At 74.2% G+C, this 13,258-nt stretch carries 14 protein-coding genes; 9 read left to right on the forward strand and 5 right to left on the reverse strand.

Translation table 11 applies throughout. The features are described 5' to 3' along the window. The first annotated feature begins 5 nt into the window (after window positions 1-5). From ACBJ59_RS07745 to ACBJ59_RS07755, 3 genes are all read left to right on the forward strand, one after another. Window positions 6-977: a response regulator transcription factor gene (locus tag ACBJ59_RS07745; protein WP_375109444.1), complete on the forward strand. Its 972-nt coding sequence runs from the start codon at window positions 6-8 to the stop codon at window positions 975-977. Window positions 978-1,097: 120 nt separating this feature from the next. Next, window positions 1,098-1,586: a MarR family transcriptional regulator gene (locus tag ACBJ59_RS07750; protein WP_375109445.1), complete on the forward strand. Its 489-nt coding sequence runs from the start codon at window positions 1,098-1,100 to the stop codon at window positions 1,584-1,586. 152 nt (window positions 1,587-1,738) lie between these two features. Next, a complete protein-coding gene (locus ACBJ59_RS07755; protein WP_375109446.1) occupies window positions 1,739-2,206 on the forward strand; it encodes an STAS domain-containing protein in 468 nt (155 codons plus the stop codon). Here the strand turns inward: ACBJ59_RS07755 and ACBJ59_RS07760 are convergent. Further along, window positions 2,136-2,810 carry a DUF4142 domain-containing protein gene (locus tag ACBJ59_RS07760; RefSeq protein ID WP_375109447.1) on the reverse strand — a complete coding sequence of 225 codons (675 nt, stop codon included), beginning with the start codon at window positions 2,808-2,810 and terminating at the stop codon, window positions 2,136-2,138. The genes ACBJ59_RS07755 and ACBJ59_RS07760 overlap by 71 nt on opposite strands. Before the next feature lie 123 nt (window positions 2,811-2,933). Further along, on the reverse strand, window positions 2,934-5,489 hold the full coding sequence (locus ACBJ59_RS07765; RefSeq protein WP_375109448.1) for a LuxR C-terminal-related transcriptional regulator: 2,556 nt from the start codon (window positions 5,487-5,489) through the stop codon (window positions 2,934-2,936). A 138-nt stretch (window positions 5,490-5,627) separates the two neighbouring features. Here ACBJ59_RS07765 and ACBJ59_RS07770 point away from each other — a divergent pair, with 138 nt between their 5' ends. From ACBJ59_RS07770 to ACBJ59_RS07780, 3 genes are all read left to right on the forward strand, one after another. Then, entirely contained in the window at window positions 5,628-6,707 is a 1,080-nt protein-coding gene (locus tag ACBJ59_RS07770; protein ID WP_375109449.1) for a hypothetical protein, read from the forward strand. 122 nt (window positions 6,708-6,829) lie between these two features. Beyond that, window positions 6,830-7,195 (forward strand): YciI family protein, encoded by a 366-nt coding sequence (locus ACBJ59_RS07775; protein ID WP_375109450.1) that lies wholly within the window; start codon window positions 6,830-6,832, stop codon window positions 7,193-7,195. 132 nt (window positions 7,196-7,327) lie between these two features. Further along, window positions 7,328-8,638, forward strand: a complete 1,311-nt coding sequence (locus ACBJ59_RS07780; RefSeq protein WP_375109451.1) for an RNA polymerase sigma factor — start codon at window positions 7,328-7,330, stop codon at window positions 8,636-8,638. Between the two features lie 26 nt (window positions 8,639-8,664). Here the strand turns inward: ACBJ59_RS07780 and ACBJ59_RS07785 are convergent, their stop codons facing one another. Together ACBJ59_RS07785 and ACBJ59_RS07790 are read right to left on the reverse strand one after the other, a co-directional pair. After that, entirely contained in the window at window positions 8,665-9,897 is a 1,233-nt protein-coding gene (locus tag ACBJ59_RS07785; RefSeq protein ID WP_375109452.1) for a cytochrome P450, read from the reverse strand. 83 nt (window positions 9,898-9,980) lie between these two features. Then, window positions 9,981-10,433: an ATP-binding protein gene (locus tag ACBJ59_RS07790; protein WP_375109453.1), complete on the reverse strand. Its 453-nt coding sequence runs from the start codon at window positions 10,431-10,433 to the stop codon at window positions 9,981-9,983. Window positions 10,434-10,604: 171 nt separating this feature from the next. Here ACBJ59_RS07790 and ACBJ59_RS07795 point away from each other — a divergent pair, with 171 nt between their 5' ends. The 3 genes from ACBJ59_RS07795 (at window position 10,605) to ACBJ59_RS07805 (ending at window position 12,574) form a co-directional block, all read left to right on the forward strand. Further along, a complete protein-coding gene (locus ACBJ59_RS07795) occupies window positions 10,605-11,072 on the forward strand; it encodes an adenylyltransferase/cytidyltransferase family protein (RefSeq protein WP_375109454.1) in 468 nt (155 codons plus the stop codon). A 114-nt stretch (window positions 11,073-11,186) separates the two neighbouring features. Beyond that, window positions 11,187-11,774 (forward strand): hypothetical protein, encoded by a 588-nt coding sequence (locus tag ACBJ59_RS07800; RefSeq protein WP_375109455.1) that lies wholly within the window; start codon window positions 11,187-11,189, stop codon window positions 11,772-11,774. Between the two features lie 56 nt (window positions 11,775-11,830). Then, window positions 11,831-12,574 carry a DUF427 domain-containing protein gene (locus ACBJ59_RS07805; protein ID WP_375109456.1) on the forward strand — a complete coding sequence of 248 codons (744 nt, stop codon included), beginning with the start codon at window positions 11,831-11,833 and terminating at the stop codon, window positions 12,572-12,574. A 62-nt stretch (window positions 12,575-12,636) separates the two neighbouring features. Here the strand turns inward: ACBJ59_RS07805 and ACBJ59_RS07810 are convergent, their stop codons facing one another. Further along, a complete protein-coding gene (locus tag ACBJ59_RS07810; protein ID WP_375109457.1) occupies window positions 12,637-13,239 on the reverse strand; it encodes a TIGR03086 family metal-binding protein in 603 nt (200 codons plus the stop codon). Window positions 13,240-13,258: the final 19 nt, after the last annotated feature.

The following is a 13,258-nucleotide window of genomic DNA, read 5'->3' on the forward strand; positions in this document are numbered from 1 at the left end:
GCAGCGTGGCCCAGATCACCGTGGACGTGCGCCAGCTCCAGACGTTCGCCGAGGTCGGCTACCAGGTCGCGGGCGGTGGGGGCGCGCACGGCGCGATGGCGGCGCTGCGCCGCGTGGTCCCGCTCGACGCCTACGAGTTCGTCGCGTACGACCCCGCCACCGGGCGGCACCACAGCGTCGTCTCCGACGGCCACCCGCGCATCGACCGCGACGCGGCCGAGGAGTACACGGGGCTGGACGCGTACCGCAGGGCCATGGCCACCCGCGCGCCGGTCGGCATGCCCGAGCCGGGCACCGAGCGTTACTTCCGCCGCCACCTGGCCCCCTACGGCTGGCGGGCCGGGCTGACGACGCCGCTGTTCCTGAGCGAGGGCCGCTACACGGGCCTGCTGCACCTGGCCTCCAGAGACGCCTTCCCGCGCCGCACCGGGGCCCTGGTGGCGGCGGTCAGCCCGTTGCTGGCGCACGTGACCGACCTGACCAGGTGCGTGATCGACCCGGTGGGGCTGCCGCCGGACTTCCGCGCGGTCGCCTTCGACCGGCTCGGCACGCGCCGCGAGGTGCCGGGACGCGAGACGTCGGCCGCGCTGTGGGACGACCCGTCGATGGCGGCGTACGCGCGGGCGTTCATCGACTCGCGCGAGCTGAGCCGGCACGGGCTCTGGCTCGGCGGCGACGGCCGCTGGCGCGAGGTGCGGCTGCTCAGGGCGGGCGTCGGGTTCCAGGGCACGCTCCAGGGCGCCGTGGCGGCCGAACGGCCGTGCCCGCTGCCGTACGAGCTCACGGGGCGGGAGGTGGACGTGCTCACCCGGGTGGCGGCCGGCGACTCCAACCCGCAGATCGCCGCCGCGCTCGTGCTCAGCGTCCGCACGGTGACGACCCACCTGGAGCACATCTTCGCCAAGCTCGGCTGCGACAGCCGCACCCGCCTGACCACCAAGGCCCTCGCCGAGGGCCTGTGCCGCCTGGACGGCTGACCTTCGTCATCCGATGCCATCATGCATGTCATCAGGTGGCTTCGCGGGTGACTCCGGGGGGTGATCGTTCGCACGTCCGGTTCTCCCGATGACGATGGGCCGAGTGATGAGGAGCACGGCGTGACGGACAGGCTCGTTGGAGCGCTTTCCGAGGACGACCCCGTGGTGGAGGCGGTCCTCACGGCCAGCCGGGCGCTCGTGGGAGTCGCGGCTCGGTCGATCGCCGCGGCGGGCGGCGACGTGACGTTGCCCCAGTACCGCGCGCTCGTTCTCATCGCGGCGCGGGGCCCGCAGCGGCTCATGGACCTGGCCGAGGCCCTCGATGTGAACAGGTCGACGGCCACCCGCATGTGCGATCGTCTGGTGGCCAAGCGGCTGGTGCGGCGCAGCCGCCTGCCCAGCGACAGGCGGACGGTGCGGATCGCCCTGACCGGTGAGGGGCGCGCCCTGGTGGACGGCGTGACGCAGAAGCGCAGGACCGACCTGGCACGGATCCTCGCCCAGCTCACGCAGGAGCAGCAGGCCGCCGTCGTGGCGGCGCTGTCGGCGTTCTCGGAGGCCGCCGACGAAAGGGAGGTCGCCGCACACGCCGACATCCCGGAGCTGTGAGGGAGGAGGGTCCGTCTTCGCGGCCGTTCCTCCGGCTCATGTGCCCTTCGCAATCGTTGCACAGGGCAAGTGACTGCTATCGTCTTTTTACGGAGAGCCGGGAAGACTGGTCGGCGCTGTGAAGGCGTGCCATCCGACCGGGGACTCACACCATGAATCGCGCGGAATCAGACGTCCACCCCGACGATCCCGACTTCGACCTCCGGCTCGACCGGCATGGGGACGTCGATCTGCTGTCGCTGACGGGGCGGCTCGACTCGGTGGCGTGCTTGATCCTGAAGCAGTACGTGGTCAATGCGCTGGTGAGAAGGGTTCCGCCGTTGTTCGTGGTGGACCTCGGGGGCCTGGCGGCGATCGACCGGTGCGCCGGCGAGATCCTGGTGTCGGCCGCGCGGCACGCCAGGGTCGCCGGCGGGCGGCTGATCGTGGTCGGCGGCGGCCTGCTGCCCGCTCACGTGGAGGGCGACATCGAGGTGTCCGCGTCCGTCGGGGCCGCTCTCAGCGAACTCGGCGGCCCCGGTCGTAGCGGCGTGGTGGGGGTGCCGGCCGTCAGGCGGGCGGTGTGGGGAAGCTCGCCGGAGTGGTCAGGCCGGTGCTCTCCAGCAGGCGCTGGTGGTTGAGCACCGCGGCGTTGGCCTGCTCGGAGAAGCGGCGGACCAGCGTGTTCTGCGTGCTGCCGCGCACCGTGCCGATCAGGGGGAAGATCTGCCCGTGGGCCAGGCGCAGCCATTTGACGTACGTGGTGTCGTAGGCCGCGCCGGACCGGCCGGAGATGTCGGTCATCCAGGCCTGCTGCTGCGTGGTGGGTTTCACCGGCAGCTTGATCTCCAGCTTCGCGGCCACGTCGCGCACCTGCCGGTCCAGGGTGTGGTGCTGGCTCGCTATCTCCTCGCTGATCTCGCGGACGCGGGGAGTGCTGGCCCGCTGCACCGCGTCCTGGGCCATGGGCATCTCCCACAGGCTCGCCAGGCGGACCTTGCGGATGAGGTCCCGGTCGACCTCTGACAGGGGACCCCAGTCGGTCTCCCTGATCCCGCTGCCGGGTTCCTCCTCGGCCGGGGTGGGGGGTGGCTCGATCGTCTCCGTGCCGACGGCTGCCGGTACGGTGCTGAGCGCGGCCATGTCGGAGCCGGGCGTGGGCGTGTAGCCGGCGCAGGCGGTCGTCGAGCAGAGCAGGCCAAGGCCGCAACCGATGAGAATGCGACGGCTCTGGCGGAATCGCATACACCCTCACCCCTTCCGGGTTCCGGGACGTGGTCCTCATGCGTGGTGCCGCTACTCAGGGATACGCCGCGGGACGGGAAGCCGTTCATGGCAGTGCGCAAGATTTGCAGTGTGCACCCACGGTCAGCCGAGGAAGCCCAAGATCTTGGCGAGGCCCGCGCGGCTGCTGACCCCCGTCCGCTCGTAGACCTGGACCAGGGTGTTCGCCACCGTCCGCCTGGAGAGCACGAGCCGGTCGGCGATGTCCGGGTTGCTCAGCCCCGACGCCGCGAGCTGGGCGATCTGCCGCTGCCGGGCCGTCAGCTGCGGCACGGCCAGCCCCACCAGCGCCGGCGTACGCGCTCCCGCGCACCGGTGGGCCAGCGTCCAGGCGCGCGTCTCGGCGGCGCGCAACCCCCTGCGCAGCCCGTCGCGCCGGTAGCCGGCCGCGGCCTGCGCGGCGGCCTCGGCCGCGTGCAGCACCAGGCCGAGCCCCTCCAGCGCGGCCGACACCTCGTCGAGCTCCCGGGGGTCCGTCGCGCGGGCGTGCCGGGCGAAGACGGGGGCCAGGTCGCCGTCCACGACCTCGGCGAGCCGGGCCAGCCGGTCGGCGACCCGGTCACCGGCGCCCAGCCTGACGGCGTCGTGCAGCGCGAACAGCTCGTATCCGGGGTGGGCGGGCTCGCCGCGCGCCGCCCGCGCGGTCTCCAGCGCCGCCCCGATCGCGCCTTTGACGTCGCCCTCGGCCGCCAGCGTCCACGGGCGGGCCAGGCGGAAGGCGTACTCCGTCTGGTGCGTGCCCGGCAGGACGAGCTCGTCGGCGAGGCGCAGCGCGCCCCGCATGGCCGGTACGTCGCCGATCAGCGCGTACGCGTGCGCCAGCTCGGCCAGGCACGGCCCGGCCTGCAACGTACGGCCCCGCAGCCGCACGGCCGCCTGCCGGCACAGCCGGATCGCCTCCGCCGGATCCCCGCGCAGCCGCCACACCTGGGCCCGCTGCGCCCCGAACGTGACCAGCGCCCGATCCCACCCCGCGTAGTCCTCGCCGATGCGGTACCCGATCTCGGAGAACCGTTCGGCCGCCGCCAGGTCCCCGGCCAGCACGGACGCCCCGGCGCCCACGATGGCCACCGCCGCCGTGATCGACGGGAGGCCCTCGGGCATCCGGGCGATCATGTCGAGGGCCTCGCCCGCCGACTCCATGGCCTGCCGGCCGCGCCCCGCGCCGAGCAGCAGGGCCGCCTCGATCATCGCCGTCCCGGCCGCCACGCGGGGGCCCGGCGGGTGGGCGATGGCGCGGACCTCCCCGAGCGTGGCGCGGGCCGCGGCGAAGTGGCCGGTTGAGTGCTCGATGGAGCCCCTGACGGTCAGGACGCCCTGGCTCGGCTCCGTCTCGGTCATCGTCTCCCGCGCCCGGGTCAGCGCGGCGCGCGCCTCCTCGTCCCGGCCGAAGCCCCAGAAGAGGTTGAGTGCCCGCACCGCGTGGTACTCGCCGCGCGTCCCGTCGTCCATCGGCTCGCCGGCCAGCCGGTCCAGCACCTCCTTGGCCTCGTCGTAGCGGTCGGCGTAGTTGAGCACGGTGGCCAGCGGGATGCCCGCCGCGGCCCCGCCGCCCGCGGCCAGCGCGGCCCGGCCCAGCCTGGCGGCCAGCTCCAGGTCGCGTACGTTCCTGGCGACGTGGCAGGCCCTGACGAGCGGGGCGGGGTCGTCGGCGGTGCCGCTGTCCAGCCGCCAGACCGCGATGCGCAGCAGGTCCTCGGGGGTGCGCGGGCCGGCGGCCTCGACGGCTTCGGCCAGGTGGCGCAGCACCTCCCGGGTGCGCAGGGTGCCGCAGCCGGCGCGGATCACCTCGCCGTAGAGCGGGTGCGCCAGCCGTACCGACAGGCCGGACCCCGGGCCGGGGTCCGAGACGGTGGCGAGCTGGCGGTCCTCCAGGCCGCGCAGGGTCTCCTGCGGGGCGAGCGCGGTCAGGGCGGCGACGGGGAGCGGCTCGCCGTACGCGATGAGCTCCAGCGCCGCCCGCTCGCCGCCGGCGATGTCGCCGAGGCGGCCCTCGATCAGCTCGCGCAGCCGCGTCGTCACGGGGATCTCGCCGTGCCAGCGCCAGACGCCGCGCTGCTCGGTGAGCGTGCCGCCGGACTCGCCGGCCAGGACGAGCTCGCGCAAGAACAGCGCGTTGCCGGCGCTGACCCGCCACAGCCGCCTGACGGTCGTCGGCTCCACCTGCCCGTCCAGCGCGCCGGCCAGGATCTCGGCGGTCTCGCCGAGCGTCAGCGGGGCCAGCTCCAGGCGGGGCAGCAGCTCGTCCTTCCACAGCGCGGTCACCGCGTCGGGGGCACGCTCCCCGGCCCGTACGGTGGCCAGCACCCGCGTCCGGCCGCCGCTCGCCAGGTGGTGCACCAGCGCGGCCGAGACCGGGTCGAGCAGGTGGGCGTCGTCGGCCAGCAGCGCCCGGTGCTCGCGCGCGATGGCGTCGGCGGCCCAGCGCAGCAGGTTGCTCTCCGGCGGCCGGGGCGGCAGCAGGTGCGCCATCGCGCCCAGGGGGATGCCGGAGGCCGCGACCGTCGCCCGGACCCGCGCCACCTGGCCGTCATCGCGGACGGCCTCGGCGGCCAGGCGGCTCTTGCCCACGCCCGCGGGACCGGCCAGCACGGCACCCCCCGCCTCCAGGGCCGCCGCGACCGACGCCAGCTGAGTCATCCGTCCCGCGAAAGGCCACTGGGCGCGCACAAGGGGATGATAAGCGCCCGTTTCGCCGATGCGGAGCCCGCGGCCCGGCCCTCGTTTGAGTAAGCCATGCTCTATGCCGGAGGCCGCCGGGCCGGGCACGGTGTGGACATGTCCGCGATCCCCTCGCACGTCGATCTCACCTCCCTGGTACGCCAGGCCCTTGACCAGCCCGACGCCGAGGTCGCCTCGTCCCGGGTGGAGCCGCTCGCGCACGTGCCGGGCACCCCCTCCACCGGCGCCCTGCGCCGCGTCTCCGGGACGACGACCTGCGGCCGCTCATGGTCCCTGTTCGTGAAGTCCATCCATTCGGTACGTCACTGGCCGAACCTGCACCTGATCCCCGAGGAGGCCCGCGCCGGCTTCGTCGCCGTCTTCCCGTGGCGGATCGAGGCCGACGTGTACACCTCCGGCATGGCGCTCCCGGCCGGTCTGCGCATGCCGCGCCTGTTCCTCCTCGACGACCTCGGCGACGACCGGCTCGACCTGTGGCTGGAGGACGTACGCACCGTCGCGGCCGAGTGGGACCTGACCCGGTACGCGGCGGCGGCCCGGGCCCTGGGCCGGCTGGCGGGCCTGCACCCGGCTCCCGGACCGGGCACCGGGCCCGGATTGCGGGTGTACGTCACCAACCGCGTCAGGGGAGGCGCGCTGCCCGCCCTGCGCGACCCGGCCGTCTGGCGCCATCCCCTGATCGCGGCGCACGCCGACCCGCTGCTGCGGATGGACCTGGACACGCTCGGGCACCGCATACCGGACCTGCTGGAGACGCTCGACGGCCTGCCGCACACCATGGCCCACGGCGACGCCAGCCCGCAGAACCTGCTCGTCCCCGCCTCCTGCCCGAACGAGTTCGTCGCCATCGACTGGGGCTGGCAGGAGCCGGCGCCCGTCGGGTTCGACCTCGGGCAGCTCCTGGTCGGCCTGGCCCACGAGGGCCGTACGGAACCGGGCGAGCTGCCCGCCGTGCACCGGACGATCCAGGAGGCGTACGCGCTGGGCCTGGCCGACCAGGGCATGCCGGACGACGGGCTGGCGACCGGGTACGTCACCTCCCTGGTGCTGCGCAGCGCGTTCACCGCGATCCCCGTGGAACGGCTGGGGGAGCCGGTCACGCCCGAGCTGGCCGAGCTGTTCCGCAAGCGCGTCGGCCTGGCCCGCTTCCTGGCCGACCTCGGCCTCGCCGGGTGAGAAGTGGCGGTAGAAAGTGCCGGTAGAAAGTTTTTCCGGCGGCCTGTCCTTCCATGTCCGTCCCGTTCGTAGAGATAGGGACGCGGCGACACCGCCGCACGACGACGACACGGGAGACGGTCATGAAGTACATGTTCCTCATCAACAGCCCCGCCACCGACGACGCCGCCGCCGAGGGGGCCGCCGAGGGGGCCGCCGAGGGGGCCTCGATGGAGGAGTGGATGGCGTACGACAAGAGCGTCAGGGAGTCGGGGGTGTGGGTCTCCGGCCACTCGCTCGCCGACCTGACCACCGCCACCACCGTCCGCGTCAGCCCGTCGGGCGAGCGGACCGTCACCGACGGGCCGTTCGCCGAGACGCGGGAGATACTCGGCGGCTACTACGTCATCGACGTGCCCGACCTCGACGTGGCACTCGACTGGGCGGCCCGCTGCCCGGGGGCGCGCGGCGGCGGCTCCGTCGTGGTCCGCCCGGTCGCCGAGTTCTGACGGCGGCCGGGGTCCAGGCGGCCGGGGTCCAGGCGGCCGGGGTCCTGGCGGTCGGGTTCCGGCAGGCGGCTTCCGAACCCGGCCGGACCCTGACGGCGCCGGGGTGGCCGGAGATGGCGATGGGAGGCTCTGATGACGATGGACGGGCAAGACGCCGGGGCCGGGGCGGTGGGGCCTTCCGTTGAGGCGATCTTCCGGGAGGAGCGGGGCCGGCTGCTCGCCGCCCTGGTGCGCCGCTTCGGCGACCTGGACCTGGCCGAGGAGGTCGCCTCGGAGGCGATCGAGGCGGCACTGGTGCACTGGCCCGCCACCGGCGTCCCGCCGAAACCGGGCGCCTGGCTGATGACCACGGCCCGCCGCAGGGCCGTCGATCGGCTGCGGCGCGACCGCACGTACGCCGCCCGCCTGGCCGTCCTCCAGGTGGAGGCGGACCGCGCCGGGCCCGCACCGGCCGCCGACACCGACAGCGAGCTGCCCGACGAGCGGCTGCAGCTGTTCTTCACCTGCGCCCACCCCGCCCTCCCCGCCGAGGACCGGGTCGCGCTGACGCTGCGCTGCCTGGCCGGGCTGACGACGCCGGAGGTGGCGCGGGCGTTCCTGCTCCCGACGGCGACCATGGCCAAGCGGATCGTGCGGGCCAAGAAGAAGATCCGCGAGGCCCGCATCCCGTTCCGCGTACCGGGTGCGGACGAGCTGCCCGAGCGGCTCCCCGGCGTCCTCCAGGTGATCTACTCGATCTTCACGGAGGGGTACGCGGCCAGCTCCGGCCCGGACCTGCAGCGGCTGGAGCTGGCCGAGGAGGCCATCCGGCTGGCCCGGATCCTGCGCCGGCTCCTGCCCGGTGAGCGGGAGGTCGCCGGCCTGCTCGGGCTGATGCTGCTGGTCCACGCCCGGCGCGAGGCGCGGATCGGCCGGGACGGCGAGCTGGTGCTGCTCGACGACCAGGACCGGGGGCGCTGGGACCGCTCGATGATCGAGGAGGGCCAGGGCCTGGTGATCGTCGCGCTCACCGGCGGCCCGCCCGGCCTGTACGGCGTGCAGGCCGCCATCGCCGCCCTGCACGACGAGGCCGCCACCGTCGCGACCACCGACTGGCCGCAGATCGTGGCGCTGTACGACGTGCTGCTCGCGCTCGCGCCGTCGCCGGTGATCGCGCTCAACCGGGCCGTGGCGGTGGCGATGCGGGACGGCCCGGAGGCGGGCTTGGCGCTGCTCGACGAGCTGGCCGGGGAGCAGCGGCTGCACGGCTACCACCCGTACGCGACGGCCCGGGCGGACCTGCTGCAGCGGCTGGGCCGCCACCGGGAGGCCGCGGCCGCCTACCGCGAGGCACTCACCACGGCCGGCACCGAGCCCGAGCGCGCACACCTGCGACGCCGGCTACGAGAGTGCGACCCCGACGCCCCGCCCGCCGGTCTGGAGGGGCCCGCGCACCGGCCCTGACGGTTCGCCGGGCGGGCCCCGGCACGTCAGTCCGGAGCCCCCGCCGCACCTCCGGGCCCCGTGCTGACGGTCAGGCCGCGGATCTCGTAGCCGCCGATGTCGTTGTCGAACGTCACCCGCGGCGCCGACGCCATCCGGATTCCCTCCATGGCGAAGAGGCGGCTGAGGAAGATGTCGGTCTCGAGGATCGCGATCCCCGCCCCCGGACACCGGTGCGCGCCGTCGCCGAAGGCGAGAGCCGCGCTGCCCGTGCCGGCGCCCGTGCCGGTGCCCCCGTCGATCGCGCGGCCGGGGCACACCGACAGCGGGTCCGCCCCCACGGCCCGCGCGTCGGTGTTCGCCGCGTCGACGAACACCTCGACCAGCGCGCCGGCGGGCACCGTGACCGGCCCGTCGGCGCCGTCCAGCTCGATCGCGCCCGTCGTGCGCCGGAGCAGGCGGCCCACGACGGGCTCCAGCCGCACGATCTCGTGCAGCACGGCGAGCCGCCCCGGCTCGTCCTCCGCCCGATAGCGCTCCAGCAGCGCGTCGTCGCTGAACAGGTGCCAGGCCGCGACGCAGATGAACTCGCGCGTCGTCACCATCCCCGCCGCGGCGAAGGTCAGACACTCGCCGAGGATCTCGGCACCCGTGCACCCTTCGGCGATCAGGTGCGAGATGAGGTCGTCGCGCGGCTCGCGGCGGTGGTCGCGGATCGCCGGGCGTACGTCGGCCAGGTAGATGCGCAGCCAGTTGGCGTTCTGCCGGAACAACCAGTAGATCCCGCTCGCGCTGGTCAGCCCGGGCCGCCCGTACTCCTCCGGGAAGAAGCGTTCCAGCCGGCCCCGCAGCCCCGGCTTGCCGGAGGTGAGACCGACGATCGAGCTCACCACCCCGATCGCCATGCCGAAGCTGAGCTCGGAGAGCTGCGCCTCGCCCGCCGCCCGCAGCTTCGCCAGCTGGGCGTCGGCCATCTCCTCCATCAGGCCGCGGTAGCGCTCGTCCACGCGGCGCGGCGTGAAGTATTTCGCCGTCTGCCGCCGGTGCTCCCGGTGCTCGGGCCCGTCCCGGTAGAGGACGGGCCGCCGGATCCTGGCCGGCAGCTTCTCCACTGTTTCGATGCCCAGCCCGGCCTGCACGGTGGTGTCGCTGCGCAGCACCGCGCGGGCCTGCGCGTAGCCGCGGACCTGCCAGGTGCCGTCGTCGCCCCGGCCGACCGGGCACGTCTCCCGCACGCCGGGGCGCTCGATCTTGCGAGCGCCGCCGCTGTGGTCGTTCACGCCACACGCCTCCCGTCATCGGGTGCCGATGACCATGCTGGTGCGCGCGTGGCGGCGGATCAAGGGGAGCGCGGTCAGTGCTTCTAGACGGCCACCCCCGCGGGTACGCGGGCCTGGAGCAGCTCGAACCAGACCGTCGTGGAGCCGGCCTCGCGGGTGAAGCCCCAGCGGTGGCTGAGCGCCTCGATCAGCGGCAGGCCGCGGCCGCTGGTGGACTGCGTGCTCGTACGGCACACGCACGGCGGCCCGTCCGACCCGCCGTCCGACACGAACACCCGCACCATGGCCGGCGAGCTGGCCACGGTCACCGTGAACGAACCCCCGGAACCGGACCTGGTGTGCAGGATCGCGTTCGTGGCCAGCTCGCTGGTGAGCAGGACCACGTCGTCGTACAGCGGATGGTCGCGGCCCAGCGCGGCCGTCACGAGACCCCGGGCCCTGGACACCTGGGAGGGCACCCCCGGCAGCCGGACCACGAGATCGCCTGGGCCGGGCTGGTCTTCCTCATCCGCGTGGTGCGAGTCCGGCGCTGCCACGGCGACCTCCCCCAAATCCGGTGACGTTATGAGACGCGCCAGAGGTGGGGCGGAGATTATTGCGAAAAGGTAGGAATGGCCTTTCCCAAGGTCGCTTGTACGACCTCCGACCCCGACCGAGTACGCTGCGATCGACGAGTCGTCTAGGCCCGTGGGGGAGCAGGAGGTCGCGTGAGCAGCCTGGAGGCCGTCTGGACGCGGCCGTACGAGCGGCCGGGGGCGGCGGTCGTGACCGGCGTCTTCGACATCCTGCACGTCGGCCACGTGCGCTATCTCGGCGAGGTGGCCGCCCGCGGGCTGCCGCTGGTCGTCGGCGTCGAGGACGATCCGCGCGTGCGCGCGTGGAAGGGGCCGAGCCGCCCGTTCAACCCATCGGCGGAGCGGGCCGAGGTGCTGGCCGCGCTCCGCTTCGTGACCGGGGTCTTCATCGTGACTGGCCCGCCGGACGCGCACGGCCCCGAGGACTACATCGACCTGCTGGCGCCGATGCGGCCGGCCGCGCTCGCCCACACGGTGGGCGACCCGCACGCCGGGGCCCGGGCCGCCGCGGCGGCGATCCTGGGCGCCGAGTGCTGGGAGCTGGAGGCCATCCCGGACCGCTCGACGACCCGCATCGTGAACGCGGCGGGCAAGGGCTGACCGCCCCCGCCACCGCCGTGGCGGACCGGTGATGGGCTGCGGGAACGTGGGTGCCGCGCCCGGTGGCGGGGTGCCTGCCGGGGCGCGTGCCATGATCGCGTAATCTTTCATGACATGACGCCAGACCTCGTCGCGAAACGGGTGACGAACCTGCTGGCACCGCAGGTGCTGGTGATCGTCATGCCGCCGGTCGTCGGCCTGCTCGCGCAAGGGTGGCGCGGTGCGGCCTGGGGGCTGGTGGCCTCGGCGTTCTGCGGTGGCGTGCCGGCGGCGGTGATCGCGCTCGGCGTGCGCTCCGGCCGCCTCGACTCCCACCACATCGTGGACCGCGCCCGCCGCACCGGCCCGCTGCTCGCCGCCGTGGCGGCCGTGCTGGTGGCGCTGGCGCTGCTGGTCGTGATGGGTGCGCCGACGCTGCTCGTGGCGACCGTGACGGCGATGCTGGCCGCCCTGGCGGTGACCGTGCCGATCACGCTGCGCTGGAAGATCTCCTTCCACGCCGCCGTCTCCGCGGGCACGGTCGTGGTGTTCGCGCACGTCCTGCCCGTCTGGCCGGCCGCGATCGGCGGCGCCGCCGTGGTGGCGCTGGTGTGCTGGGCCAGGGTACGCCTGGCGCACCACACCTGGGCGCAGGTCGCCGCCGGCGCGGCGGCCGGCACGCTGACGACGTGGGCCACCCTGAGCGCCTTCGGAGTGAATTGACCTGATGAGGGGCCAGGCGGCGGAATAGGGGCGGCGCCGGCGGGGTTGCCGCGAACATGGATGCCACGAACCGCGGCCGGGTGCGCGTGGAGCGCACGGCCAAGCGTGTGAGGACGTATCTCGGCGGCCGGGTGGTGGCCGACACCACCTCCGCCCTCCTGGTGTGGGAGGTCCCGTACTACCCCGCCTACTACTTCCCGCTGTCCGACGTGGACGAGTCCGCGCTGAAGGCCACCGGGGCCACCAAGCACTCCCCGAGCAGGGGTGAGGCCGTCGTCTACACGGTCACCTCGGGCACGGCGGAGGCCGCCGACGCGGCGCTGGCCTACCCCGACTCGCCGCTGGAGCAGATCCGCGGCCACGTCCGGTTCGAGTGGGACGCCATGGACGCGTGGTTCGAGGAGGACGAGGAGGTGTTCTTCCATCCGCGCGACCCGTACACCAGGGTGGACATCCTGACGAGCTCGCGGCACGTGCGGATCGAGGTGGACGGCGTCACCGTCGCCGACTCGCACAGCCCGCGGATCCTCTTCGAGACCGGCCTGCCCACCCGCTACTACCTGCCGAAGACGGACGTTCGGCTCGACCTGCTCGAACGCACCGACACCGCCACGCACTGCCCCTACAAGGGCACGGCCGAATACTGGTCGGTCAACGGCAAGAAGGACCTGGCCTGGTCCTACCGGACGCCGCTGCCGGAGAGCGAGAAGGTCGCCGGGCTGGTCGCGTTCTACGACGAGAAGCTCGACGTGTACGTGGACGGTGAGCTCCAGGAGCGGCCCAAGACGAAGTTCTCCTGACGTCCCGCGCGCCGCCTCCTGACCGGGCCGGCCCGGTCAGGAGACGGTGGGAGGTGGCTCGGTCAGGAGGCGGTCCAGTGGGGGTCGCGGCCGAGGTAGCGCAGCAGGGCGGCCACGTCGTCGTCGCCCTCCTGCGGCTCCAGCGCGGCGGCGTACGCGCCCCAGGCCCGCAGCGGCTCGACGATCTCCCTGGCCACCGTCAGCAGCGGCCGGGCCATCTCCGGCGTGAGGGGCGAGGGGCCGCCGGTCGCCATCGCGATGTCCCAGGCGTGCACGGCCGCGTCCAGGGCGCACGCCGTCGAGCCCGACCAGGGCGACATCTTGTTCGGCGGCACCGGCGTCGGCACCTCGGCGGCCTCCCGGTCCACCCCCGCCCACGCCTTCGCCGAGCGGGACAGCGCGTCCTCCAGGAACGCCCGCGGGTCGCCCTCCAGCACGCCCGAGGGGTCGAACGGGTTGAACGAGGGGCCGGGCTCGCCGGTCAGCGCGGCGGCGAAGCCGATCTGGTCGCCCACGGCGTGCTGGAACACCTTGGTCACGCTCCAGCCGTCGCAGGGCGTCGGCAGGTCCCAGCCGCCCTGCGGGACGGCCGCGACGGCCTCGCGCAAGGCCCGGTGCGAGGCGTCGAGAACGTCCCAGCCGCTGGGGATGAAGTCGCCGTTCATGGGGGAGCCCCTTTCGAAG

This window comes from Nonomuraea sp. MTCD27 (assembly GCF_041950495.1).
Classification (GTDB): Bacteria; Actinomycetota; Actinomycetes; order Streptosporangiales; family Streptosporangiaceae; genus Nonomuraea.

Coding starts and splice junctions, on each gene's coding strand:
- ACBJ59_RS07755 (WP_375109446.1), top strand. CDS start 1,739: ATGAATCGCGCGGAATCAGACGTCCACCCCGACGATCCCGACTTCGAC.
- ACBJ59_RS07760 (WP_375109447.1), bottom strand. CDS start 2,810: ATGCGATTCCGCCAGAGCCGTCGCATTCTCATCGGTTGCGGCCTTGGC.
- ACBJ59_RS07765 (WP_375109448.1), bottom strand. CDS start 5,489: ATGACTCAGCTGGCGTCGGTCGCGGCGGCCCTGGAGGCGGGGGGTGCC.
- ACBJ59_RS07770 (WP_375109449.1), top strand. CDS start 5,628: ATGTCCGCGATCCCCTCGCACGTCGATCTCACCTCCCTGGTACGCCAG.
- ACBJ59_RS07775 (WP_375109450.1), top strand. CDS start 6,830: ATGAAGTACATGTTCCTCATCAACAGCCCCGCCACCGACGACGCCGCC.
- ACBJ59_RS07780 (WP_375109451.1), top strand. CDS start 7,328: ATGACGATGGACGGGCAAGACGCCGGGGCCGGGGCGGTGGGGCCTTCC.
- ACBJ59_RS07800 (WP_375109455.1), top strand. CDS start 11,187: ATGACGCCAGACCTCGTCGCGAAACGGGTGACGAACCTGCTGGCACCG.
- ACBJ59_RS07805 (WP_375109456.1), top strand. CDS start 11,831: ATGGATGCCACGAACCGCGGCCGGGTGCGCGTGGAGCGCACGGCCAAG.
- ACBJ59_RS07810 (WP_375109457.1), bottom strand. CDS start 13,239: ATGAACGGCGACTTCATCCCCAGCGGCTGGGACGTTCTCGACGCCTCG.